22 protein-coding genes are annotated in these 23,128 nt (G+C 69.6%); 12 read left to right on the forward strand and 10 right to left on the reverse strand.

The genetic code is table 11. From position 1 onward, the window contains the following. Positions 1 to 39: 39 nt before the first annotated feature. Positions 40 to 543: a MarR family winged helix-turn-helix transcriptional regulator gene (locus tag ACFQVD_RS33365; RefSeq protein WP_343962316.1), complete on the forward strand. Its 504-nt coding sequence runs from the start codon at positions 40 to 42 to the stop codon at positions 541 to 543. A gap of 27 nt (positions 544 to 570) precedes the next feature. Here the strand turns inward: ACFQVD_RS33365 and ACFQVD_RS33370 are convergent, their stop codons facing one another. Then, positions 571 to 2,304, reverse strand: a complete 1,734-nt coding sequence (locus ACFQVD_RS33370; protein ID WP_343962319.1) for a pyruvate dehydrogenase — start codon at positions 2,302 to 2,304, stop codon at positions 571 to 573. 269 nt (positions 2,305 to 2,573) lie between these two features. On the opposite strand from ACFQVD_RS33370, the gene ACFQVD_RS33375 reads away from it, so the two are divergent. From ACFQVD_RS33375 to ACFQVD_RS33400, 6 genes are all read left to right on the forward strand, one after another. Beyond that, positions 2,574 to 3,386 (forward strand): class I SAM-dependent methyltransferase, encoded by an 813-nt coding sequence (locus ACFQVD_RS33375; RefSeq protein ID WP_343962322.1) that lies wholly within the window; start codon positions 2,574 to 2,576, stop codon positions 3,384 to 3,386. 123 nt (positions 3,387 to 3,509) lie between these two features. After that, complete coding sequence (locus tag ACFQVD_RS33380; RefSeq protein ID WP_343962324.1) at positions 3,510 to 4,547, forward strand: YihY/virulence factor BrkB family protein; 1,038 nt, start codon at positions 3,510 to 3,512, stop codon at positions 4,545 to 4,547. Between the two features lie 370 nt (positions 4,548 to 4,917). Beyond that, positions 4,918 to 7,269 carry a sensor histidine kinase gene (locus ACFQVD_RS33385; RefSeq protein ID WP_343962326.1) on the forward strand — a complete coding sequence of 784 codons (2,352 nt, stop codon included), beginning with the start codon at positions 4,918 to 4,920 and terminating at the stop codon, positions 7,267 to 7,269. Then, positions 7,250 to 7,675, forward strand: coding sequence for a roadblock/LC7 domain-containing protein (locus ACFQVD_RS33390; RefSeq protein ID WP_030905472.1), 426 nt, complete (start codon positions 7,250 to 7,252; stop codon positions 7,673 to 7,675). Before ACFQVD_RS33385 ends, ACFQVD_RS33390 begins: the two co-directional genes overlap by 20 nt. A 20-nt stretch (positions 7,676 to 7,695) precedes the next feature. After that, a complete protein-coding gene (locus ACFQVD_RS33395; protein ID WP_364155492.1) occupies positions 7,696 to 8,022 on the forward strand; it encodes a DUF742 domain-containing protein in 327 nt (108 codons plus the stop codon). Next, entirely contained in the window at positions 8,003 to 8,611 is a 609-nt protein-coding gene (locus ACFQVD_RS33400) for a GTP-binding protein (protein ID WP_343962331.1), read from the forward strand. The genes ACFQVD_RS33395 and ACFQVD_RS33400 overlap by 20 nt, the downstream gene beginning before the upstream one ends. 3 nt (positions 8,612 to 8,614) lie before the next feature. On the opposite strand, the gene ACFQVD_RS33405 is transcribed toward ACFQVD_RS33400, so the two are convergent. Next, positions 8,615 to 9,313: a TetR/AcrR family transcriptional regulator gene (locus ACFQVD_RS33405; RefSeq protein ID WP_343962333.1), complete on the reverse strand. Its 699-nt coding sequence runs from the start codon at positions 9,311 to 9,313 to the stop codon at positions 8,615 to 8,617. Between the two features lie 155 nt (positions 9,314 to 9,468). On the opposite strand from ACFQVD_RS33405, the gene ACFQVD_RS33410 reads away from it, so the two are divergent. The 3 genes from ACFQVD_RS33410 to ACFQVD_RS33420 all read left to right on the forward strand — a co-directional run bounded on the left by ACFQVD_RS33410 (position 9,469) and on the right by ACFQVD_RS33420 (position 12,255). Beyond that, positions 9,469 to 10,704: an acyl-CoA dehydrogenase family protein gene (locus ACFQVD_RS33410; protein ID WP_343962335.1), complete on the forward strand. Its 1,236-nt coding sequence runs from the start codon at positions 9,469 to 9,471 to the stop codon at positions 10,702 to 10,704. Then, a complete protein-coding gene (locus tag ACFQVD_RS33415; protein ID WP_343962337.1) occupies positions 10,701 to 11,534 on the forward strand; it encodes an SDR family NAD(P)-dependent oxidoreductase in 834 nt (277 codons plus the stop codon). The genes ACFQVD_RS33410 and ACFQVD_RS33415 overlap by 4 nt, the downstream gene beginning before the upstream one ends. Positions 11,535 to 11,667: 133 nt before the next feature. Next, the gene (locus ACFQVD_RS33420; protein WP_343962339.1) at positions 11,668 to 12,255 is read left to right on the forward strand and encodes a DsbA family protein; all 588 of its coding nucleotides are present in this window, start codon (positions 11,668 to 11,670) and stop codon (positions 12,253 to 12,255) included. Between the two features lie 68 nt (positions 12,256 to 12,323). Here ACFQVD_RS33420 and ACFQVD_RS33425 read toward each other — a convergent pair whose 3' ends face one another. Beyond that, a complete protein-coding gene (locus tag ACFQVD_RS33425) occupies positions 12,324 to 12,548 on the reverse strand; it encodes a ferredoxin (protein WP_386273015.1) in 225 nt (74 codons plus the stop codon). After that, entirely contained in the window at positions 12,542 to 13,741 is a 1,200-nt protein-coding gene (locus ACFQVD_RS33430; protein ID WP_343962341.1) for a cytochrome P450, read from the reverse strand. Before ACFQVD_RS33430 ends, ACFQVD_RS33425 begins: the two co-directional genes overlap by 7 nt. A gap of 105 nt (positions 13,742 to 13,846) precedes the next feature. On the opposite strand from ACFQVD_RS33430, the gene ACFQVD_RS33435 reads away from it, so the two are divergent. After that, positions 13,847 to 14,467, forward strand: a complete 621-nt coding sequence (locus ACFQVD_RS33435) for a TetR/AcrR family transcriptional regulator (RefSeq protein WP_343962344.1) — start codon at positions 13,847 to 13,849, stop codon at positions 14,465 to 14,467. 119 nt (positions 14,468 to 14,586) lie between these two features. Here the strand turns inward: ACFQVD_RS33435 and ACFQVD_RS33440 are convergent, their stop codons facing one another. From ACFQVD_RS33440 to ACFQVD_RS33465, 6 genes are all read right to left on the reverse strand, one after another. Then, positions 14,587 to 15,081 carry a flavin reductase family protein gene (locus tag ACFQVD_RS33440; RefSeq protein WP_343962346.1) on the reverse strand — a complete coding sequence of 165 codons (495 nt, stop codon included), beginning with the start codon at positions 15,079 to 15,081 and terminating at the stop codon, positions 14,587 to 14,589. Between the two features lie 13 nt (positions 15,082 to 15,094). Then, the gene (locus ACFQVD_RS33445; RefSeq protein ID WP_343962348.1) at positions 15,095 to 16,633 is read right to left on the reverse strand and encodes a tryptophan halogenase family protein; all 1,539 of its coding nucleotides are present in this window, start codon (positions 16,631 to 16,633) and stop codon (positions 15,095 to 15,097) included. A 44-nt stretch (positions 16,634 to 16,677) separates the two neighbouring features. Further along, positions 16,678 to 17,031 carry a hypothetical protein gene (locus ACFQVD_RS33450; protein WP_343962351.1) on the reverse strand — a complete coding sequence of 118 codons (354 nt, stop codon included), beginning with the start codon at positions 17,029 to 17,031 and terminating at the stop codon, positions 16,678 to 16,680. A 22-nt stretch (positions 17,032 to 17,053) separates the two neighbouring features. Continuing rightward, positions 17,054 to 18,139, reverse strand: a complete 1,086-nt coding sequence (locus tag ACFQVD_RS33455) for a cytochrome P450 family protein (RefSeq protein ID WP_343962353.1) — start codon at positions 18,137 to 18,139, stop codon at positions 17,054 to 17,056. Positions 18,140 to 18,733: 594 nt separating this feature from the next. Continuing rightward, positions 18,734 to 19,912, reverse strand: a complete 1,179-nt coding sequence (locus ACFQVD_RS33460) for a globin domain-containing protein (RefSeq protein WP_343962355.1) — start codon at positions 19,910 to 19,912, stop codon at positions 18,734 to 18,736. A gap of 71 nt (positions 19,913 to 19,983) precedes the next feature. Further along, positions 19,984 to 20,412 (reverse strand): RrF2 family transcriptional regulator, encoded by a 429-nt coding sequence (locus ACFQVD_RS33465; RefSeq protein WP_343962357.1) that lies wholly within the window; start codon positions 20,410 to 20,412, stop codon positions 19,984 to 19,986. A 240-nt stretch (positions 20,413 to 20,652) separates the two neighbouring features. Between ACFQVD_RS33465 and ACFQVD_RS33470 the strand changes: the two genes are divergently transcribed. Continuing rightward, a complete protein-coding gene (locus ACFQVD_RS33470; RefSeq protein ID WP_343962359.1) occupies positions 20,653 to 23,019 on the forward strand; it encodes a serine/threonine protein kinase in 2,367 nt (788 codons plus the stop codon). Positions 23,020 to 23,128 lie beyond the last annotated feature (109 nt).

Raw genomic sequence — 23,128 nt, forward strand, 5'->3', positions numbered from 1 at the left:
ATATTCACGACGGACCTCTCGTTGCGCAAGACTTGGCCGATGGACAGAGCAGACCTTCGGTACGCCGCCTACGCGCGTGAGCGCCTGGCGGCCATGCCGCCCCCGGCCGACGCCGAGGCCTTCGCGCTGGCCTACAACCTGCTCCAGCTGGCCTACCTGCTCGTCACGGACCTGGAGACGCGGATCCACCGCCCGCGCGGCTGGACCCTTCCCGGCTTCCGCCTGATGTTCAAACTCTGGCTGCTCGGCCCCACCCAGCCCGCCAGGCTGGCGGAGATCTCGGCCACCTCCCGCTCCGCGGTGACCAACGCCGTCAACACCCTTGAGCGGGACGGCCTGGTCGAGCGCCGCCCGCTCCCCGAGGACAGGCGGGCCGTGGTGGTCGGCCTCACCCCGGCGGGCGAGGCGGCGGTCCGTGAGATCTTCGCCGAGCAGACGAGCAGGGAACAGGAGTGGTTCTCCTGCCTGGGGGCCGATGAGCGCGGGAACCTCACGGACCTCCTGGGCCGGGTCCTCGCCGCCCGGCCCAAGGACGCCCCCTGAGCGGAGCCGGCTCGGGCGCCGCCCGGCTCAGGGGCGCGGGATGCTCCGCAGATTCGCCTTCGCCATGTCGACCATGCGCCCGACCCCGCCGGTGAGCACGATCTTGCCCGCGGCCAGGGCGAACCCCTTCACCTGCCCCGTGGTGATGCGCGGCGGCATGGCCAGCACGTCGGGGTCGGTGACCACGTCCAGCAGGAAGGGGCCGGGGGTCGCGAAGGCGGTGGTCAGGGCCTCACGTACGTTCGCGGGGTCCTCCACCCGCAACGACCCGATGCCGGCCGCGGCGGCGATCGCCGCGTAGTCGACGGGAGCGTGGTCGGTGCCGAAGTCGGGAAGTCCGTCCACCAGCATCTCCAGCTTCACCATGCCGAGCGAGGAGTTGTTGAACACCACGGTCTTCACCGGCAGGTCGTGCAGCCGGACCGTGAGCAGCTCTCCGAGGAGCATGCCGAGCCCGCCGTCCCCCGACAGCGAGACGACCTGCCGCCCGCGGTCGGTGAACTGGGCGCCGATGGCGTGCGGGAGCGCGTTGGCCATGCTCCCGTGCACGAACGAGCCGATGATGCGGCGGCGGCCGTTGGGACTGAGATAGCGGGCGGCCCAGACGTTGCACATCCCGGTGTCCACCGTGAACACCGCGTCGTCGGCGGCGAGCTCGTCCATCAGGTTCGCGACGTACTCGGGGTGGATCGGGCGGTGGTGCTCGATGTCGTGCGTGTAGGCCTCCACGACGTTCTCCAGCGCCTTCAGATGCCTGGCCAGCATCCTGTCGAGCTGGCGGCGGTCCGTCTTCTGCGTGACGTGCGGCAGCACCGCGCGGATCGTCGCGCCGACATCGCCGTGTACGGCCAGCTCCAGCGGGGTCCTGCGGCCCAGCCGTGCCGGGTCGTGGTCGATCTGGACCGTGCGCGCCCCCGGCAGGAAGTCGTCGTAGGGGAAGTCGGTCCCCGCCAGTACCACCAGGTCCGCCTCGCGCATCGCGTCGTAGCAGGCGCCGTAGCCGAGCAGCCCGCTCATTCCCACGTCGTAGGGGTTGTCGTACTGGATCCACTCCTTGCCGCGCAGCGCGTGCCCGACCGGTGCCAGGGTGCGCCCGGCCAGTCCCATGACCTCCTCGCGGGCGTGGCGCGTCCCGGCACCGCAGAACAGCATCACCTTCTCGGCGCGGTTCAGCGCCTCGGCCAGCCCGGCCACCTGGTCGGCGGGCGGCACGACCGTGCCGGTCCTGGTCAGGAAGTCGTGTCTCCCGGTGGCGTGGGCGGTGGACATGCTCGCCACGTCACCGGGGAGCACCAGCACCGAGACGCCGCCGAGGCCGATCGCCTGCTGGACGGCGGTGCGCAGCACCCGGGGCATCTGCTCCGGCGTGCTGATCGTCTCGCAGAAGTGGCTGCAATCCACGAACAGGCGTCCCGGATGGGTCTCCTGGAAGAAGCCGGTGCCGATCTGAGTGGAGGGGATGTGCGAGGCCAGCGCGAGCACGGGGGCGCCGCTGCGATGGGCGTCGTAGAGCCCCTGGATCAGGTGGGTGTTGCCGGGGCCGCAGCTCCCCGCGCAGGCCGCCAGGCGCCCGGTGACCTGTGCCTCGGCCGCGGCGGCGAACGCCCCCGCCTCCTCGTTGCGCACGTGGACCCACTCGACGTGGCCGGACTTCCTGACCGCGTCGACCACCGGGTTCAGGCTGTCGCCCACCACCCCGTAGATTCGTTCCACCCCGGCCTGGCGGAGAACCTCGATGAACTGCTCGGCGACGGTCGCCATGGTGCCCCCTCGTGTATGGCGTCACCGGTGTACCTCACCGCATTTCGCCGTGTCATTCCCCGGGGAGGGGCCTGACCGGCCTCGCGGTGTGCCGCTCGGCGGCTGGACCGCCGCTTGTTCGCCCAGCAAAAGGCTCATGTCCGGACATGATGTGGCGCGGGGGATACGTTCTTTAGGGATAGGGGGTACGTCTCGCCGAAAGCCTGTCACTTTCCGTGGTGCGCCGCTTACCATGCGACGGAGGTCACCCACTTTCGGAAGGTTCCCACATGCCCGGGCAGAACTCGGCGACCGCGTCTGACTACGTGTTCGACAACGACGGGGATCACTCGTCCGACCAGCACCGCTACCTCGCCCAGCTCCTTGACCCGCTGACCTTCGAGCGCCTCGCGCTGACCGGCGTCGAAGCCGGCTGGAACTGCCTGGAGGTCGGGGCCGGCGGGGGCAGCGTGGCGCTCTGGCTGGCCGAGCGGGTGGCGCCCGGCGGGCGCGTGCTGGCGACCGACATCAAACCCGGCCTGATCCCGTCCAGGCCGGGGCTGACCGTCGCCCGCCACGACATCGTCGCCGACCCGCTGCCGGTGGACGCGTTCGACCTGATCCACGCCCGGCTCGTGCTCAGCCACCTGCCCCAGCGCCGCCAGGTCCTGCGGCGCCTGCGCGCCGCGCTGCGGCCCGGCGGCTGGCTGCAGATCGACGAGATCGACATCACCCGCTGGGTGGCGCCGCCCACCCTCGGCGGGCGGGAGGGCGAGCTGTACGGGGCCTACATCGCCGCGATGACCCGGGTGCTGGGCGCCGCGGGCAGCGATCCGACCTGGGGCGGTTCCGCCGCGCGGGAGATGGCCGGGGCGGGCCTGGTCGATGTCGACCCGGTGCGCTGGACCGAGGTGTGGGAGCGCGGCTCCGCCGGGCTCGGCCTGCTGATCAGCAACAGTCACCACCTGGAGGAGCGCCTGGTGGAGGCGGGGATGACCGTACGGCGACTCCGGGAGGTCCGCGAGGTCATGTCCGCTCCGGGGTTCAGCGCGCCCTCCTTCGAGATCCACTCGATCCTCGCCCGCAGGGCCTGCGACGGCTGAGGGCGAGACGGCGGCGTTCCCGGGACGAGACCGGCTCTCCGGAAGGACGATCCGGGAGGTGGGCCCGGAGAGGACATGATCGGGAAGGGGCTAGACGGGCGGCGCGGGGGTAGAGGCCGTGGCATGACGGTCACGGGCTTCACCGCGCGGATCTCCGAGGCGTGGACGCGTGCCCGCCACCGTCACGGCTGGCTGGACCATCTGGTGCGTGCCGGGGTGCGCTACGACGAGGTGGACGCCGGACGGCTGTCGGCGGCGCTCACCTACTACTCGTTCTTCGCCGTGTTCGCGCTGGGGCTGCTCGGGTTCGCCATCATCGGCCAGGTCCTCGACGACCCGGAGGTGGTGCGTACGGTGCAGGGCTACCTCTCGGAGAACTTCCCCCGGCTGGACGTGCAGGCGCTGCAGGACGCCAGGAGCACGGCCGGCGCGATCGCCTTCGTCGGCCTGCCCATCACCGGCCTGTTCTGGATGGACGCCCTGCGCTCGGCGATCAGGGCCACCTGGCGGATCGAGGAGTATCCGGGCCGTCCCGTGCTGCGCCACATCATCGACCTGGGAGTGATGGCGGGCCTCGGGTTGCTGCTGTCGGCCTCGCTCGCGGTGGCCTTCGTCGCGGAGACGGTGCTGAACTGGATGTTCGCGCACACGGTGGGCGTCGACGACACACTGTCGCGGTGGCTGCTGTCGGCCGCCGCGTTCGTGCTCGGCCTGGCCGTCAACACCCTGCTGGCGGTCGCCCTGCTCTGCGGCCCGCCCCGGCTGAGACTGCCGCCGCGCCGGGTCCTCGGGCCCGCGCTGCTCATCACCGCCGGTCTGGAGGCCCTCAAGTCCCTGGGGCAGTTCTATCTGGAGATGACGGTGGGCAATCCCGCCTACCAGGTGGTCGCCGGAGCCGTCGGGATGCTGGTCTTCCTCAAGATCCTTAACCAGCTGATCCTCTTCGCGGCGGCGCTCACCGCCACCGGCACCGCGGGCACCGTGGTCGACCTGGCCGCCCGCCGCGCCCGCTCCGAGGCGGCGCGCGAGGGCTTCTCGCCGGACGCCCCGCGGAACCAGGCGGGTGGTTCCCCGGAGCCGCCTCCGGTCACCCCCCATGTCGCCCCCCATGAGGGCCCGCAAGGCGTCGGGCACCTCGGCACGCGGGATCCGGCCGTCTGATTCTCGGGTGTCCACCGACGTCGCGCTCGGCGACCGGACGTCAGGGGCGATGCTCCGCCACCGGCTGCTCGGGCGTCGGCGGGCGGTAACGGAATGCTCTCGATCCGTGCCTGCGGAGACGGTGGTTTCGCGCGCCCACACCCGCGCTGAGCTGCATGATCGTCTGGAGTCCGGGTCCTCGCAGGTGCGAAGTCTGGTGACCTGTCGCGAACATTCAGATTCATTCTTCGCTCTGCGGCTTGAAGCCACATATGTCCCATGGGCATAGTGTTTCGAATCACACACGCACCAGTCGCGGCGTGCGACCGCCGGGCTCTCCGAGCCCGGCGGCTGTCGGCTACGCGCAGGAACCGCGGATTGGACAAGAAGAATGAGTTCCCCCCCTCCGATCCGCTCGAAGATCCTTAGGATCCTCGTCATTCCTGTGCTCTCGCTGATCGCCCTCTGGACGGTCATCGCCTACACGGCGGTCTCGCAGATCGCCGGCATCTCCCAGACGCAGACCCGCTGGCAGGTGACCGGGGCGCCGATCCGGGAGATGATCGTCGAGATCCAGCGCGAGCGCCAGCTCTCCGCCGACGCGGCCGGGGCCACCGCACAGCACAAGCCGCTCTCCGAACAGCGGAGAGCCACCAACCGCACGGTGGATCTGGTACGCCAGGCGATCTCGTCCGCCGAGGGCTACGAGCCGGAGAACGCCCCGACCGACATGCGGGCCCTGAAGTCGGCCATGGACGGGCTCGTTCTGGTGCGCGCCTCCGCCGACAACGGCTCGATGAGCGCGATCCAGGTGACCGACGCCTACAACGCCTTCATCAGCGCCGCCAACAAGCAGTTCGGCGACTCGACGGAGCTCGCCGATGTGTCCTCCTTCCGGATCATCCGCGGCATGAGCGCCTACAGCACCACCGCCGAGTACCTGGGCAGGGAACAGGCCATACTCGCCCCCGTGCTGAAGCACGGCAGGATGACGCACGCCGAGCAGGTGGCCTTCGTCGCGGCGATGACCAGCCGAAGGAACTACCTGACCAACGCGGAGCGGGACATGGGCCCCGAACTGCAGGCGCGCTACCAGCAGGTCGCCGGGGACGCCGCCCACCAGCGGCTGCTGGCCGCCGAGAACAAGATCTTCGCATGGGACCTGAAGGGGAAGCCGCCGCTGGACGCCGCCGAGTGGAAGCGGGACTCCGGGACGGTGCTGAGCACGGTCAACCAGCACACCCAGGAGGAACTGGCCCGCGCCACGATCAAGGGCGGCGAGCTCAGGAGTTCGGCCTTCCTGCGCGTCGGACTGGTCCTGGGCCTGGGCCTGCTCGCGATCGTCGTCTCGATCGTGTTCTCCTACCGGTTCGGCCGCTCCCTGATCGATGAGCTGAAGCGCCTCCAGGCCTCGGCCGTGGAGCTGGCGGAAGAGCGGCTGCCGCGGCTGGTCGAGCGGCTGCGCAAGGGCGAGGACGTGGACCCGGCGACCGAGGCCCCCGAATTGGACCGCGCCAACACCGCCGAGGTCGACCGGGTCGTGCACGCGTTCTCCGCGGTGCAGCGCACCGCGGTGGAGGCCGCGGTCGGCCAGGCCACACTCCGCAAGGGCGTAGGCCAGGTCTTCCTGAACCTCGCCTGGCGCAACCAGGCGCTGCTCCACCGCCAGCTCACGCTCCTGGACACGATGGAGCGCCGCGTCGAGGAGCCGGAGATCCTGGAGGATCTCTTCAAGCTCGACCACCTGACCACCCGCATGCGGCGGCACGCGGAGAACCTGATCATCCTGTCCGAGGCGGCCCCGGCCCGCAGGTGGCGCGACCCGGTACCGATCTTCGACGTGGTGCGCAGCGCCGTGCTCGAGGTCGAGGACTACACCCGTGTCACGGTCCTGCCCATGCCGCAGGCGCCGCTGCTGGTGGGCGCCGCGGTCACCGACGTGATCCACCTGATCGCCGAGCTGGTGGAGAACGCCACGGTCTTCTCGCCGCCGAACACGGTGGTCCACGTACGGAGCATGGTGGCGGCCAACGGCTTCGCGCTGGAGGTCGAGGACCGGGGTCTGGGGCTGAACCAGGCCACTCTCGACGAGCTCAACGCCAAGCTCGCCGACCCGCCGGAGTTCGACCTGGCCGACAGCGACAGGCTCGGCCTGTTCGTCGTGGCCAGGCTCGCGGCCCGGCACGGGATCAAGGTCGTGCTGCGGCCCTCGCCGTACGACGGCACCACCGCGATCGTGCTGCTGCCGCAGAGCCTCCTCGCCACCTGCGAGGCACTGGCCGCCGATGCCGTCCCCCAGGCGCGCCGGGTGGGCGCCCATCCGGGCGGGCCGGCGCGGGAGCTGACCGCGGCACCCGAGGTGCTGCCCGGGGCGTTCTACAGCTCGCAGGACCTGCCGGTGGCGCGCACCCCCGAGCCCTCGCCGGGATGGTTCCCCGCGCCACAGCAGCGGCAGGAGACCCCGGCCCCCTCGATACCCGTGCGGCGGGCGGTGTCCGTACCGGACATCGACGATGACCTGGACGGGTTGCCGGTGCGGGTGCGGCAGGCCAACCTGGCCCCCCAGCTCCGCCAGACACGCTCACCCGAGCGGCGCGACGTTCCCGCGCGTACTCCCGAGGAGCTCTCAAACCTCATGTCGTCCATGCAACAAGGCTGGCAGCAGGGTCGCAGCCAGGCCGAGCAGGACCAGGACGTGTGGAAGCGAAAGGATGGCCACTCCGATGCCCGACCCCAGATCTGAACTGAGCTGGCTTCTCGACGACCTGACCCAGCGGGTCCCCGGTATCCGGCACGCGATCGTGCTGTCCGCCGACGGCCTGGCGATGGGCGGCTCCCGGGAGCTGACCCGGGAGGACGCCGAGCACCTGTCCGCCATCTCCGCCGGGAGTCACAGCCTCGCGCTGGGCACCGGGCGGCACTTCGGCCTCGGCGGTGTGCGGCAGACCATCATCGAGATGGAGGGGGGCTTCCTGTTCGTCACCGCGGCGGGGCAGGGAGCCCGGCTGGCCGTGCTGGCCGCGGGCGACGCCGAACTCGGCATGGTGACCTACGAGATGGCGCTGTTGGTCAAGCGCGTCGGCGAACACCTGTCCTCCCAGCCGAGGGGAGCTGCCCCGGCACCCGCCTGGAACGGTGCGAGATCGTGACGGGAGAGGATCCCGGGCCCTTGGTCAGGCTCTTCGGGGTGACCGGCGGTCGGGCGCGCCCGATCGGGGAGAGCTTCGACCTGGTGGCCATCGTCACGACCGTCGACATGCCCTTCGAGCCGGTCGGGTTGATGCCCGAGCATCTCGACGTGCTGTCGGCCTGCCGTCGGCCGACCCCCGTGGCGGACGTGGCGGCGCACCTCAAGCTGCCGCTCAACATCACCCGCGTACTCCTCAGCGAACTGCGCCGCGAGGGCCTGGTCACCATCGACAAGCCCCGGCCGATGGGGAAGACGATCGACGAACGCATCTACAGGGAAGTGCTGCATGGAATACGCGGCCTCTGAGCCGGGCATGAGCCCGGCCGACAGCCCGGCGATGGCCATCAAGATCCTTGTCGCCGGCGGTTTCGGGGTCGGCAAGACGACCATGGTCGGTACGATCAGCGAGATCAGGCCCCTGCACACCGAGGAACTGCTGAGCGAGCGCGGCGTCGGCGTGGACGACCTCGCGGGCGTGGAATCGAAGATCACCACGACGGTGGCGCTGGACTTCGGCCGGATCACCATCCGCGACGGGCTCTGGCTCTACCTGTTCGGCACCCCGGGCCAGGACAGGTTCTGGTTCATGTGGGACGAGCTCTCCGTCGGCGCGCTCGGCGCGGTCGTGCTCGCCGACACCCGTCGGCTGCAGGACTGCTTCCCCGCGGTGGACTACTTCGAACAGCGCGGGCTCCCGTTCGTGGTGGCGGTCAACTGCTTCGACGGCGCGCGGCGGCACGACCCGATCAAGATACGCAGAGCGCTGGGGCTGGACGGGGTGGCCCCGATCATCCTCTGTGACGTGCGCAGGCGCGAGTCGGTCAAGGAGGTGCTGACCACGCTGGTCACCTACTCGGCGGGAGGCGCCTTCCAGGCGGCTCAGGCGGGCGCCTGACGGTCACCGTTCGCCTTCGGGGGGTTCGGGGCGGTCCCCGCCTCGCAGCCTGTCGCGCTCTCCCAGCAGGCGGGCGGTCTCCGCGGAGACCTCGGTGGCCAACACGGCCGACACGACGTCGATCAGGTGGCTGGTGAAGAGCCGGTCGTCCTTGCCCTCGGGGCCCGCGGCGCGGCGGGCGAGTTCCACGTAGGTCACCCGGATGGCCATGAAACGCTGGTGCAACCGGCGCAGCGCGACCTCGGAGAGCAGCGGGGCCACCAGCTCGCGCCACCGGTTGATGCTCTGCCGAGGATCGTCCCGCACGCCCCGCAGGGCGGGCAGGTCGCCGCGGTGGACGAGCTGCTCCATGATCTGCAGATAGGACCGGCCGCCGTCGGGGTCGGCCAGCTTGGCGGCCATCGGCCGCACCAGCGCGGCGGCGAGGGCGCGGCGGGCCTCGGCCTCCGGAAGGCTCCCCCTGGACTCGTACTCGTCGAGCAGCTGGTGGCGGCGGGCCTCGATCTCGGGATGGTGCTTGGCGAGCACCGCGTTCAGCAGCCCCGCCCGATCCCCGAAGTGGTACTGGAGCGCCGTCGAGTTGCGCTGCCCGGCGGCGGTGTTGATCTCGCGGAGCGACACGCCGTCGATCCCCCGCTCGGCGAACAGCCGCTCGGCCGCCGCCACCAGGCGCCTGCCGGTCGCTTCCGGGTTGGGGGGCATGCGCGCTCCTGTCTTGCCGGTGGATCCGTCGGTCGTTAAGGTAATAATGCATCTGTCTGAAATCATCAAGCAGTCGCCTCAAAGGTGGCGGCACACGGCAAGGATAGAAGGCGTCCCCTTCTGACCTGTCGGCCGGAAGGTAAGGGGAGGACCCCATGGCCATTGATTTCACCCTCGCCCCCGAGCACGAGGAGATCCGCCGCCGGGTACGGGCCTTCGTCCAGGAGACCGTCATCCCGGCCGTCAGCGGCTTCGACGACGAGGAGAAGGCGACCAGCCGCGACGAGTACATCCGGGTCATCTTCGAGCTGCGCGAGAAGGCGCGGGCCGAGGGACTGTGGCTGCCGCACATGCCCAAGGAATGGGGCGGCATGGGCCTCGGCCACGTCGAACTCGCCATGGTGCAGTCCGAGGCCGCCAAGACCCGACTCGGGCCCTGGGTCCTCAACTGCGCGGCGCCCGACGAGGGCAACATGCACACGCTGCTGCACTGGGCGACCGACGAGCAGAAGGAGAAGTACCTCAAGCCACTGCTCAAGGGCCACCAGATGTCATGCTTCGCGATGACCGAGCCGGAGGTGGCCGGCTCCGACCCCACGCTCATCCGGACCCACGCCGTCAGGGACGGCGACGAGTGGGTCATCAACGGCCACAAGTGGTTCATCTCCAACGCCCGCCGGTCGAGCTTCGCCATCCTCATCGCCAAGACCGAGCTCGACGTGCCCGAGGGCTCGCGTGGCGGCAACACGGCCTTCCTGGTCGACCTCCCGCAGGAGGGGTGGAACGACGTCCGCGAGGTCGAGACGATGCACGGCTCCACCGGTCACAGCGAGATCGTCATCACCGACCTGCGGCTGCACGACAGCCAGATCCTCGGCGGGCGCGGCAACGGCCACCGGCTCGGCCAGTACCGCCTGGGCCCGGCGCGGCTGGCGCACTGCATGCGCTGGATCTCCCAGGCCGAGACGGCGCTGGACATGATGGTCGACCGCGCGCTCAACCGCTACAGCCACGGATCGCTGCTGGCCGAGAAGCAGGGCATCCAGTGGCTGATCGCCGACTCGGCGATGGAGCTCTACCAGTGCAAGCTGATGGTCCTGCACGCCGCCTCGAAGATCGACAAGGGCGAGGACTTCCGTACCGAGGTCTCGATGGCGAAGCACTTCGTGGCCAACAGCCTCAACCGGATCGTCGACCGGGCGATCCAGGTGCACGGCGCGCTCGGCTACTCGACCGACACCCCGCTGGCCAACATGCTCCAGCACGCCCGCTGGGCCCGCTTCGCGGACGGTGCCGACGAGATCCACCAGATGCGCATCGCCGAGCGTACGATCGCGGCGTACCAGAGCACGGGTTCGACCAACGCCGCGACCGGAGGGCTGCCACTTTGACCACGGAGAACACGGGGAACACGGGCGCCGGGCTGCTCAGCGGGCTGGGGGGGCAGAGCCCGGTGGAGGCGGCCAACGTGGTCCGCAGCGACCGGCTGGAGGGCAGGGTCGCCCTGATCACCGGCGGCGGCAACGGCATCGGCGCGGGCGTGGCCCGGCGGCTGGCCGAGGGCGGGGCCCGCCTCGTCCTCGCCGACATCGACGACGCCGCGGGCGAGAAGCTCGCCGACGAGCTGGACGCGACCTACGTCCACTGCGACGTGTCCCGGCCGGAGGACAACGAGGCGGCGGTGGCGACCGCGGTCGAGCGGTACGGCAGGCTCGACCTCGTCTTCCTCAACGCGGGCATCACCTCGGGCTGCGGGCTGGGCGAGGACTTCGACATCCGGCGCTACCGCCTGGCGATGGGGGTCAACCTCGACGGTGTCGTCTTCGGGGCGCACGCCGCGATCCCGGCGCTGCTGGCGGCGGGCGGCGGCACGATCGTGGCGACCGCCAGCATGGCGGGCATCGTCGGCATCCCCTCGGACCCCATCTACGCCGCCAACAAGCACGCCGTCGTCGGGCTGGTCCGCTCGCTCGGCCAGGATCTCCAGCCGCGGGGGATCAGGGTGCAGGGGCTCTGCCCCTCGTTCGCCGACACCGCGATCCTCGGCGAGGGCAGGGAGACGCTCCAGCAGCTCGGCTTCCCGATCCTGGAGGTCTCGGCGGTCGTCGAGACGTTCGTCCAGCTGCTCGACAGCGAGGGCACCGGCGAGTGCTGGTTCGTGATCCCCGGTCGCGAGAGCCAGCCCTTCTCCTTCCGCCGGGCTCCGGGACCGCGAGTCTGAGGGGGAGCATATCGGGGTGATTTGTCCGAATTTTGGTGGTTCGTAGGCTCCGGCGGTCCGTCACGGGGTAGAGCACGAAAGGGGGTGGACCCGCGGGGTCCGCGGCCCTCTTCCGCGTCGCGGGGAGGAACACATGACAGCTCGACCGCATCGGCCCACCCGGCCGGCCCGGGTGCCCGCCGGCGCCTCCACGGCGGGAGACGGCGTCGCCATGGGTTCGGGCCCGGTCATCGTGGACGTCTACATCGACTTCCTCTGCCCGTTCTGCAAGGCGTTCGAGGAGGCGGCGGGACCGGCGCTGGCAAGGTTGGTGGCGGGCGGGGCGGTCAGCCTCGTCTACCACCCCATGGGCTTCCTGGACGAGCTGTCCACCGACCGCTACTCCTCCCGCGCGTCCGCCTCGTCGGGTTGCGCCTCGGACCGGGGGAGGTTCGTCGAGTACGCCCACGCGCTCTTCGCCGACCAGCCCCCGGAGGGAGGCCCGGGGCTCACCGACGACGAACTGGTCGAGGTCGGCCGCCTCGCGGAGATCACCGATCCGGGGTTCGGCGGATGCGTGCGCGAGGGCGTCTACCTCGACTGGGCCGCCCACGTGACGGAGACGGCCATCGAGCGCGGGGTGAGCGCCACACCGACGGTCCTCGTCCAGAACGTCCCGGTACCCGCCAACGCGCAGGCCATCCTCACCGCCGTGCTGGCCGTCGCCCGCTCGCGCCGGTGACCGAGGTACCTCGGGAAGTGCCGGAATCCCGCGTCCTCCGACGTGCGGGACCCCGGCACCCCCGTACGTCAGGCGGTACCGGGATCCTCCCGCACCGAGATGGCGCCCGAGGGGCAGAGCCGCTCGGCCCGGCGGACGTCGGCGTGCGACCCGGGCGGCGGCGACTCGTCGAGGAGCACGACGGTGCCGTCGTCCTCGCTCTGGTCGAACACCTCCGGCGCGGTGAGCACGCACATGCCCGCTCCGATGCACCGCGCCGTGTCCGTGGTCACCCTCAGTGCGTTCTCTACCATCTGACCGGCAGCTCCCGTACGCCGTAGATGGACATGGTGTCGCGCATGCGGACCTCCTGCGCCGGTATGGCGAGTCGTAGACCGGGGAACCGATCAAACAGCATGGGAAACGCGGTGCGCATCTCCACACGGGCGAGCTGCTGGCCGAGGCACTGGTGCAACCCGTGCCCGAATGTCAGATGCCCACTCGCGGGGCCGGTGATGTCCAGCCGGTCGGGATCGGTGAAACGCGAGGGATCGCGGTTGGCGGCCTGGACCGAGAGGGTCACCACCTCACCCGCCCTGATGAGCTCCCCGTCCACCTCGACGTCCTCCAGGGCGGCGCGGATCGGGCCGATGTGGATGATGCTGAGATAGCGCAGCAACTCCTCGACCGCGTTGTCGGCCAACGAGGGATCGGCGCGCAGCGCGGCGAGCTGTTCGGGGTGCTGCAGCAGGGCGAACGTGCCGAGCCCGAGCATGTTGGCGGTCGTCTCGTGCCCGGCGGCGAGCAGCAGGAACCCGATGTTGCCCAGCTCCTCGTCGGTCAGCTCACCACCGGTGACGAGCCCGCTGAGCAGGTCGTCGGCGGGCTCGGCCCGCTTGAGCTCGATGAGCCGGGCGAAGAACGCGGCGACGCGGGCGACCGCCGCGCGAATGTCCTCGACGGCGGACTCCAGGTTCAGCAGCACCGCGGTGGCCTGCTGGAACTCCTCACGGTCGGAGTACGGGACGCCGAGCAGCTCGCAGATCACCAGCGAGGGAATGGGCAGCGCGAACTCCCTGACCAGGTCCTGGGGAGGCCCGGCCTTCTCCATCGCGTCCAGCCGCTCCTCGGTGATCTCGTGGATCCTGGGCTCCAGCTGCTTCATCCGCCGCACGGTGAACTGCGCGGTGAGCAGCCTCCGGTAGCGGGTGTGGTCGGGCGGGTCCATCCGGATGAACATGCCGGGGTCGGCCGGGCGGCGCATCTCCTGCATCAGCGGGAAGGGCACCGGGACGTTCAGCAGCTCGCGCCGGGAGCTGAACCGGGGGTCGGCCAGGATCGACCGCACCGCGGAGTAGGAGGTCACCAGCCAGCCGACCCGGCCGTCGGGGTAGGCCATCCGGGTGACGGGCCGCTCCTCGCGCAGTGCGGCCAGGCGCTCGGGCGGGGTGAAGGGGTCGGGGCGTCCGAAGGGAAAGGCGATCGCCTCCGCGTGGGACTCTGTCATCCGTTACTCCTGTGCAGAGATGCGGCTGGTCTCCCTCCAGAAAACTACATCAAATGTAAAATTACAATAGGTGCAGAGTATGGTGCTGTGCAGTAAGATGTCCGCATGAGTGAGGTTCTGGGACTGCGTGAGCGCAAGAAGCTGCGCACCCGGCACGCACTCATCGCCGCGGCGATCGAGCTCTTCGTCGAGAAGGGCTACGAGCAGACGACCGTCTCGGAGATCGCCGCAGCGGCCGACGTCTCGACCCGCACCTTCTTCAGCTACTTCGCGAGCAAGGAGGACGTGGTCTTCCACAACTCGCGAGACGGCATCGACCGCGCCCTGCGGGTGATCGCCGAGCGCGGTCCCGGAGACCGGGCGGTCGACCTGCTGAGCCGCGCCATCACCTCGGGGTTCGCCGCGCTCGCCGTCGACGACCAGCTCGCCCGTGAGATAGCGCCCATCAACCACCTCATCCTGACCGTCCCCTCGCTCAGGGCGCGCGGCCTGCTGCTCCTCTTCGACAGCCAGCAGGAGCTCGCCGAGGCCCTGCACCGGGCGTGTCCCGACGAGCTGAACCTGGCCGAGGCGTCGGCGGCCGTGGGGGCGGTGATCGGCGGGGCCAAGCTCGCCGCCTTCGTCAGCATGCGGCACGGAGCCTCCCCCGAGGAGATGCTGGAAGCCGGACGCCAGGCCACCGAGTTCACCCTCGCCGGCCTGCGCGCCACCTTCACGCCGCCCTGAGCCCGCCCGCCGGGACGAATACGCGGGCGCTCGATCCTGTCGGCCCGCAGTTCACAGCCGAGCAGGAACACGAAGACGACAAGACCGAACTCCCCTCGGGGTCGTGCTCACCGGGTGGGTCAGGAGGCCGGCACCGGCCGCGGCCTCCCGCCCGAGAACGCCCCCATGCCGTACAGCAGTGGGTTTCCAGGACCGGCCTGTACGTTCATCACCCGGCCGAAGAGCACCGCGTGGTCGCCCACGACCAATGTCTCGGTCACCTGGCACTCGGCCACCGCGAAGGCGTCCTCGATCAGCCAGGGCAGCCCGGTGAGCGCGGTTCGCCGCCAGGTGACCTGGTCGAAGCGGTCGGATTTCGGCGAGGCGAAGAGTTCCGCCGTGCTCTGAGCGCCCTCGTCGAGCAGGTTCACCGTGAACTCTCCCCGGCCGCTGACCGCGGCCAGCGTCCCGCTTCGGATGTCCAGGCAGACCAGCAGCGTCGGCGGGTCGAGCGTCACGCTGGTGAGCGAGTTGCAGGTCAGCCCGTGCGGCCGCTCGTCGCCGTCGATGGAGGTGATGATCGTGACACCGGTGAAGTAGGAGCTCATGAAGCCGCGGAAGGCCTCCGGCGTCACGAGGTGATGGCGGTCAGCCATTGATACCGGCCAGGTACTCGTAACAGCTGGGCAGCGCGGCGACCATCTCCTCGGCCTGCGACCTGATCCGGGCGAACTCGGCCAGGGCGTTGCTGGGGTCGAGGTGTTTCAGGGCCGGCGGCGCCGTGCGGGGCAGGTGGCCCAGACCGAGGTTCATCGCGTTCCAGGAGTAGCTTTCGAATCCGTGGAAGTAGGGGTAGATGGTCTCCTCGTCCAGCAGACGCGACCGGGCCAGGTCGAGTTTCTCGCGCAGCCCGGCCGGCATCGCGCGGGTCTTGGCCTCCTTCCAGTACGGGGTGTCGTCGCGTTGCGCGGACTTGTAGTGCAGGACCAGGAACTCCTTCACCCCGTCCACGGCGTTCGCGACCCGGGTGTTGTAGGCCGCGATCTGCTCGCTGTCCCATCGCTGGTCGGGGAAGTGCTTGACGAGCTGCTCGATGGCGTGCTGGATGAAGAAGATGCCGGTGGACTCCAGCGGCTCGACGAACGCGCTGGACAGGCCGATCGCCACGCAGTTCTTGACCCATGAGTCCCGGTTGCGGCCGATGCGCATCCGGATGTGGTTGGCCTGCAGGTCTTCTTGGCCGGGCGCGGCGGCCTGGCGCAGTTCCCGCTCGGCCTCCTCGGGGCTGATGAACTGGTCGGAGTAGACATAGCCGGTGCCGTTGCGGCGAAACAGCGGGATGGTCCACATCCAGCCCGCGCTCATCGCGGTCGCCGTGGTGTAGGGGCTCATGTCGGTGGCCTGTTCACGCGGTACCCGAAGCGCGACCGCGCGGTTGTTGGGCAGCACGTCCTCGAACGACTGGAACTCGGTGCCGAGTGTCTGGTTGATCAGCATGCCGCGGAAACCGGTGCAGTCGATGAAGAGGTCACCGGCGATCTCGCCGTGGGCCTCGGTGCGCACGTGGCTGATCCAGCCGCGTTCGTCCTGGGCGACGTGCTGGACGTTGTCCAGGATGTGGCGGGCGCCGCGTTTGACGGAGAAGTCGGCCAGGTATCTGGCGACCTCGTCGGCGTCGAAGTGGTAGGCGTAGGGGAACTGGGCTCGCTGTTCGGCCAGGGTGGAGCGGCCCAGCGGGCCGTCCAGTTCGGAGGCGAAGAGCGAACCGTCTCGCATCCGCGGTGAGCGCTTGGCCTCACACAGCGCCGAGGTGATGAAGCAGGAGCGGTCGAACGGCTTGCTGCGGTCGCCCAGTTCGAGCCACCAGTCGGCGATGGAGAATCCGTCCACCACGCGCAGCCGCTCGAACGGGTGGTAGAAGTACTCGCCTGCTTTGCTCCAGTTCTCAAAGCGGATGGCGAGTTTGTAGCCTCCGGCGCATTTGGGTAGCCAGTCGGCTTCGTCGAGTCCGAGGTAGTCGAAGAAGTGTCGCACCGTGCTGAAGGTGGCCTCGCCGACACCGATCCGTTTGACCTGGGGCGATTCCACCAGGGTCACGTCGATCCGGTCGCCGAACGCCGCCATCAGGTAGCTGGCCGTCATCCATCCGGCCGTACCACCGCCCACGATAACCACGGATCGGATCATTAAAGCTCCTCAGCATTCGTTGGAAAGGCCGGATCTCGGCCCGGTCAGGCCAGTTCGTAGACGACGGAGTCGGCGGGGACCCGCACGGCGCGGGCGTTTAGGAACTTCCAGCCGCTCTCTTCGAACACGTCCTCCCACTCGGCGAGGGTGGGCAGGTAGACGCCCATCAGGTCGTGGGCGGTCTCGAAGGCCAGGGTGAACACGGGTTTGTCCCGGTCGGGGATGTTGGTGGTCCGCGCGGTGTCGCCGAGCAGGAACCTGCGGACGTTGGGGAACGCCTCGCGCAGTCGGCGTAGCGAGGTCACGCACCGCTCTCGTGGCCAGAAGTCGTGGCCCATCATGAAGCAGGTGAGTACCTCCACCTTCTCCAGGCGGGGGTCCGGGGCCAGGTCACGCACGTCCGCCTTCTCGCGTGGGTGATCAGTTCTCAAAGACCAGCGGCAGGCGCGCCGGGCCACGCATGATCAAAGACGGTGCGAACAGGACATCGCCCCGGGGAACGGCCAGCGACATCCTGGAAAACCGGTCCAGTGTCCTGCTGATGACGATCTTCGCCTCCAGGCGTGCCAGCTGTGCTCCCACGCAGCGATGAATTCCGTGCCCGAACGCCAGGTGGCGCTTGTCCTCCCGCGATATGTCGAAACTGTCGGGAGCCGGATAGCGGGCGGGGTCCCGGTGCGCCGATCCGACCAGCAGCAGGATCGGCTCACGCGCCGGTATCGTGACCCCCGCGATCTCCACGTCGGTGGTGGGAAAACGCCACATGGGCGACGCGGTGGGACCGTCGTACCTGAGCACCTCCTCGATCGCGGAATCGATGAGCGTGGGATCCCGACGTAGCAGTGAACGCTGTTCCGGGTGGTCCAGCAGGGCCAGGAAGGTGCTTCCGACCAGGCGTATGGACGTTTCGTATCCGGCCACGATGATCCCGAACACCGTGGTGAGCAGCTCGTCCTCGTCGAGCGCCCCGGGGGTCCGGCTCGCCCGTATCAGATCGGACAGCAGGTCGGCGCCCAGGTTGTCCTTCTTCCGAAGGATGAGGTCGCCGGTGTACTCGAGCATGGACTCGATGGCGCCGTGCGCCAGGTGACGTTCGGCCGGGTCGGCCGTGAACATCAGGTCTCCCCATTCCCGCAGCCTCGCGCGGTCGCCGGGCGGGGCGCCCACGACGTCGCAGATCAGCCCGACCGAGAGCGGGGTGGCGAGGTGGTTCATGACGTCCACGGGCTCGCCCGTCGGCACGGCGCCCAGGAGGGTGTCCGTCATCTTCTCGATGGCCGCCTCCCACTGGGCGACCCTCCGGCCGCTGAAGGCCGCGGTCGCCGGCTTCCGCAGCCTCGTGTGGTCCGGTGGGTCCAGATTGACCATGGAGCGTTCCGCGACCGTCCCTGAGCCGAAGGCCAGCGAGGCCTCGGTGAAAGCGGGGGACGCGTTCCGGTAGTCGCTGCTGAGGCGGGCGTCCGTGAAACCCTCCCTGACGTCCTCGTACCTGCTGACCAGCCACACGCCGACATCGGTGAACGGAATGGTCGTCCGGAAAACGGGATGGTTCTCTCTGAGCCATCTGTAGGTGGGATAAGGATTCTGGAAGAAATCCGGTGTGAAAACAGGGGGTGTGGTCATCCTGCCGGGTCTTTTCTCTACGGTCGTGCGGTACGGGATTTTCGCGACGAACGCTCGATATGAAGCCGTGCCGATCAACCGGAAATGGCCGGCGGTTCGGCTTCGAATCGTGCGGGGAGTTTTGTTCGTCAGGGCTTCCGGAGAGGTATCCGCTGCTCCGGCCGGAGCGGCGAGACGCATCATCTCACCCTGCGCTGCCTTTGTGTCAATCCCTCGACCTCGAATACGGCCTATATCGCGACGGGGCCGTCAACGCTGATTTCTTCCCCTTCTTGCCTGACCGGAGGATGCCAAGACATTTTTAAGTCGATGCCAACTTTGAGCCCGGACAATGTTGTCCATATATGAGAAGGCGGCGCCTGGAAAAGGAAACCGCGGAAAAGGCCGCTAACTCGATTCGCAGTGTCCCGCCGGTCGCCGCGCCGGCGTGCCCTGTCGGCCGCCGGCGCCGAGCGTCCCCGTCGGCCGGGAGTGTGCTCAGTCCTGACCGAGCCAGAGGTCGGGGCCGAAGACCTCGTAGTGGACGTCGCGGGCGGGCACCCCGTGGTGGAGCAGGTCCGCGCGCACGTCGCGCATGAACGGCAGCGGGCCGCACAGGTAGGCGACGAGGCCGTCGGGCAGGTCGATCGCGGAGAGGTCGGCGTACCCGATACGGGGCGCGGGGTCGCAGGAGCACGCGCCCGCCTTCTCGTACCAGCGGTGCAGGGTCGCGCCGGGGAGCTCGGCGACCAGCCGGACGAGCTCCTCGCGGTGGGCGTGGTCGGCGGGGCTCCGGTCGGCGTGGACGACGACCACCTGGCGGGTGGAGCCGGTGGCCACGAGGTGGTCGAGCATCGACAGTATGGGGGTGATCCCGATCCCGGCGGAGGCGAGCAGCAGCGGGGCGTCACCCGGGGCCAGGGTCAGGTCGCCGTACGGCGCCGAGATGGTGAGCTCGTCCCCGGCCTGGACGTTGGCGTGCAGCCACCCGGAGACCTCGCCGTCGGGCCCCGAGCCGCGGACCCACCTGACGGTGATCCGCCAGTCGTCGCGCTCGGGGGCGCACGACAGGCTGTACTGCCGGATCTGCCGTGCCCCGTCGGGCAGGGTGACCCCGACGCTGACGTACTGCCCGGGGGCGAAGGTGAGCGGGATCGACGGGGCGAGGGTGAAGGAGACGGTGTCCGGTGTCTGGCGCCGCCGCTCCAGGACCGTGGCGCGCAGCCAGGGATCGCCGGGCTCGCGCAGCAGCCGCGCCTCCAGCGCGATCAGCGCGTTGGCCATCAGCCAGTAGACCTCGTCCCAGGCCGCCGCGACCTCGGGGGTGACGGCGTCGCCGAGCACGTCGACGATGGCGGCGAGGAGGTACTTGTGCACGATCTGGTACTGGTCGGGGGTGATCCCGACCGAGGCGTGCTTGTGCGCGATGCGGGCGAGCATCGCGTCGGGCCGCTCGTCGGGCCGGTCGAGCAGCAGGGTGGCGAAGGCGGCGATCGACCCGGCCAGTGCCTGGCGCTGTACCCCACTGGCCTGGTTGCCCCGGTTGAAGAGGTTGTTCAGCAGGTCCGGGTTGTCGGCGAACATCGTCGTGTAGAACCGCCCGGTGATCTCCCCCAGGGCCTGATGGACGGCGGGCAGGGTGGCCCGGACCGTCGCCGCCGATTCAACAGAGAGCATGTCTCCTCCAAATTGGTAAATGATCTTCGTATTAAAGTGTGTGACGACGGAAGGGATTCGGGAGGGAGTGGTCAGGAGAGAGCGACCAGCACGGGACCGGTCGGCGAGCGGACCAGATCGTCCACGGTGAGCGGGTCGAGCGCCGCGTAGAAGGCCCGCTGGGCCTCGCGCAGCGCGCCGCGCAGGCGGCAGGCCGCCCGCAGCGGACACGGTGTGTCGCCCTCGCAGGCGACCACCTCCTCCTCGCCCTCCAGTTCGCGGACCAGCCATCCCAGCGAGGCCTTACGCCCGAAACCGGTCATCTCCAGTCCGCCGCCGCGCCCTCGGCGGGCGTCCACCACACCCAGATGCTGCAGGCGCGCGATGGCCTTGGCCGTGTGGGTGTAGGGGATGGCCATGGCGTCGGCCACCTGTCTGGTGGTGAGGACCGTCCCGGGTTCGGCGACCGCCAGCCGCATGGTCACCCGGAGTGCCAGATCCGTGAACTTCGTCAATCGCACATTAGGACCGTAACAAACATGAATCTCGGGTACCAATTCAGGGGGCGCCTAGGAGGGGCGACCCGCAGGGGAGGCAGGGGAGAACGGCCGTACGGTCTGTGCCCTGCCGGCATTCCCCTCGCAGTCAGGTGTCTCCGACTTCCAAGTGAGGCACAAGTGGGCCCTGTGATCCTGAACATTTGGCGTTGAGCCCGCATGAGATCTCACGTGGGTGCCCGTGACGTGAAGGAGGATGTCGTCATGCCGGACCTTGCGTCCCTGCGGCCCGGGGACCCCGAGAAGGTGCGGGAGTACCGGCTCACCGCGCGCCTGGGCGAGGGCGGCCAGGGGACGGTGTACCTGGGTGTCGCCCCCACCGGGGCCGAGGTCGCGGTCAAGCTGCTCCGTCGTGACCTGGCCCAGAACAGGGAGGCACTGGAGCGCTTCGTGCGTGAGGTCGACACTGCCCGGCGGGTGGCGCCGTTCTGCACCGCCGCGGTGATCGAGACCGGGGTGGACGAGCAGCGGCCCTACATCGTCAGTGAGTACGTCAAGGGGCCGACGCTCGACCATGTCGTCGGCGCCGAGGGCCCCCGCGAGGGCGCGTCCCTGCACCGGCTGGCGATCGGCACGGTGACCGCGCTGGTGGCGATCCATCAGGCCGAGATCGTGCATCGCGACTTCAAGCCGGCCAACGTGCTGCTGGCCGCCGACGGCCCCCGGGTGATCGACTTCGGCATCGCCAAGGCCCTGGACCGCACCTCCTCTCTGACCTCGACGGCGATCGGCACGCCCGCCTACATGACTCCCGAGCAGCTCGCGGGGCGGGCCGCGGGTCCGGCCGCCGACATGTTCGCCTGGGCGGGCACGATGGTCTTCGCGGCCACCGGGCAGCCGCCGTTCGGCGCCGACAGCCTGCCCGCGATCTTCAACCGGATTCTCAACGCCGAGCCGGACCTGTCGGCGATCGCCGACCCGACGCTGCGTGAGCTGGTCGGGCGGTGCCTGACCAAGGACGAGAGCCTGCGGCCCACGGCGGGCGAGGCGCTGATGTGCCTGCTGGGCCACACCGGTCCGGGCACACAAGACATCCAGGACGGTCGGGGCGCACAGGGCGGTCAGGGCGCGTCGCCCTTGGTCTCCCCCCGGGGCATGCTCGCAGAGGGGGTGGCAGCCGCAGCCCAGCGGACCGACCCCGCGTATCCCCCCTACCCGGGCGGACCGCAGAGCGGGGCGTCGTACCGGACGGATCCCGGAAGCCCCCCACCTCACCAGACCGGACCGGGCGGGTACGCGACGCACTGGGCCACTCCGGGGGGATACTCACACCAGGTCGATCCGGGCGGATACCCGCCGCACCAGGCCGGTCCAGGAGGGTATCCGTCATACCAGACCGGACCGAACGGGTATGCGGTTCAACAAACCGAGCCGGGGAGACACCCGCACCGGGCCGGGCCGGGTGGATACCCGCCGCCGCACGGGTTCGCGCCTCAGGGGGCGGTCGCTCCGGCGGGACACGGGGCGCAACAGTTCCCGGGCCGGAAGAGGCGGGTGCGCCGGGGCTGGATCGTGGCCTGCGCCGGACTCGCGCTCACCCTCGTCGCGGTGACGGTCACGGTTCTGGTGCAGAACGGAACCCTCACCGGAACGGGCACCGGCACACGGGTGGCCACCGGGAGCACCACCACTCCCACCGCCACCGCCTCCCCCCGGGCCGTCTCCGCGGTTCCGCCCGCGGACCGGAAGATCAAATTGCCGGGCAGCTCCATCACGATCCATGAGAGTGACAAGGACCCGATCAAGCTCACCTCCTACTTCATGTGGAGGGGAAACGTGCGTTACACCTACACCCGCAGGGCCGGTACCGACGAGTTCGTCAGGGAGCAGTCGTACTACTACTACCGGCTGAACCCCTCGGGCACCCATGCTCTCGCCGTGAACAGCCAGTACAGCGTGGACGGCTACGAGGTCGCCTCGATCGTCGACCACAAGTCCGGGGCGAAGAACGAGGTGAAGATCGCCAAGAAGCCGATCGTCGCGCTCTATCCGCTGTGGTCGCCCGACGGCACCAAGGGGCTGGTCACCCTGTACGAGACGATCAAGGACGACACGCGCGTCTACGGTTACGCGACCATCGACATCGCCACGAAGAAGGCCTCGGTCGTCCGGGTGAAGGAGGTCAGCGGGTCCTGGAGCTACTTCTGGCGGAGTGACAGCCAGGCGGTCGGCGCCTGGACGGTCCGCGACAACGTCGAGAGCATCCGCTTCTACGACCTGCAGGGCACCGTACTGCAGAACCTTTCGGACGTGGACGGTTCGATCTGGGTCGAGGGTGACCCCATAAACCCGTCCGGCACGCTGATGATCACATACTGCGGGGTGACCCAGGAGATCTGCCTCCACTCCACCGGTCCCGGCGCGGAGCTGAAGGCCCGGATCCCGTTCGCGACAGAACGGATCCTCGGCTGGTACGACGACCGGCACGTCGTGGCCTGGCGGAGGCAGAGCTTCGGCTACGAGGCGTTGGTGGTCGACTTCAAGGGCAAGGTGAAACGGGTGCTCGCCGCCAGCACCGACGACAAGGAGTACAAGGACCAGTCGCTGAGCTACACCATGGCCGGCGGCTGATCGGACGGATGCCGCGCCTGGACGCCGGGGATCGCCGGCCGCCCGGCCCGAAGGTTCATGGAAGCGCCGGCACCTGGGAAAGAGGAGGGGGCACGGCCCGCGCCATAGG

It is taken from the genome of Streptosporangium amethystogenes subsp. fukuiense (assembly GCF_042665875.1).
GTDB classification, from domain to species: domain Bacteria; phylum Actinomycetota; class Actinomycetes; order Streptosporangiales; family Streptosporangiaceae; genus Streptosporangium; species Streptosporangium fukuiense.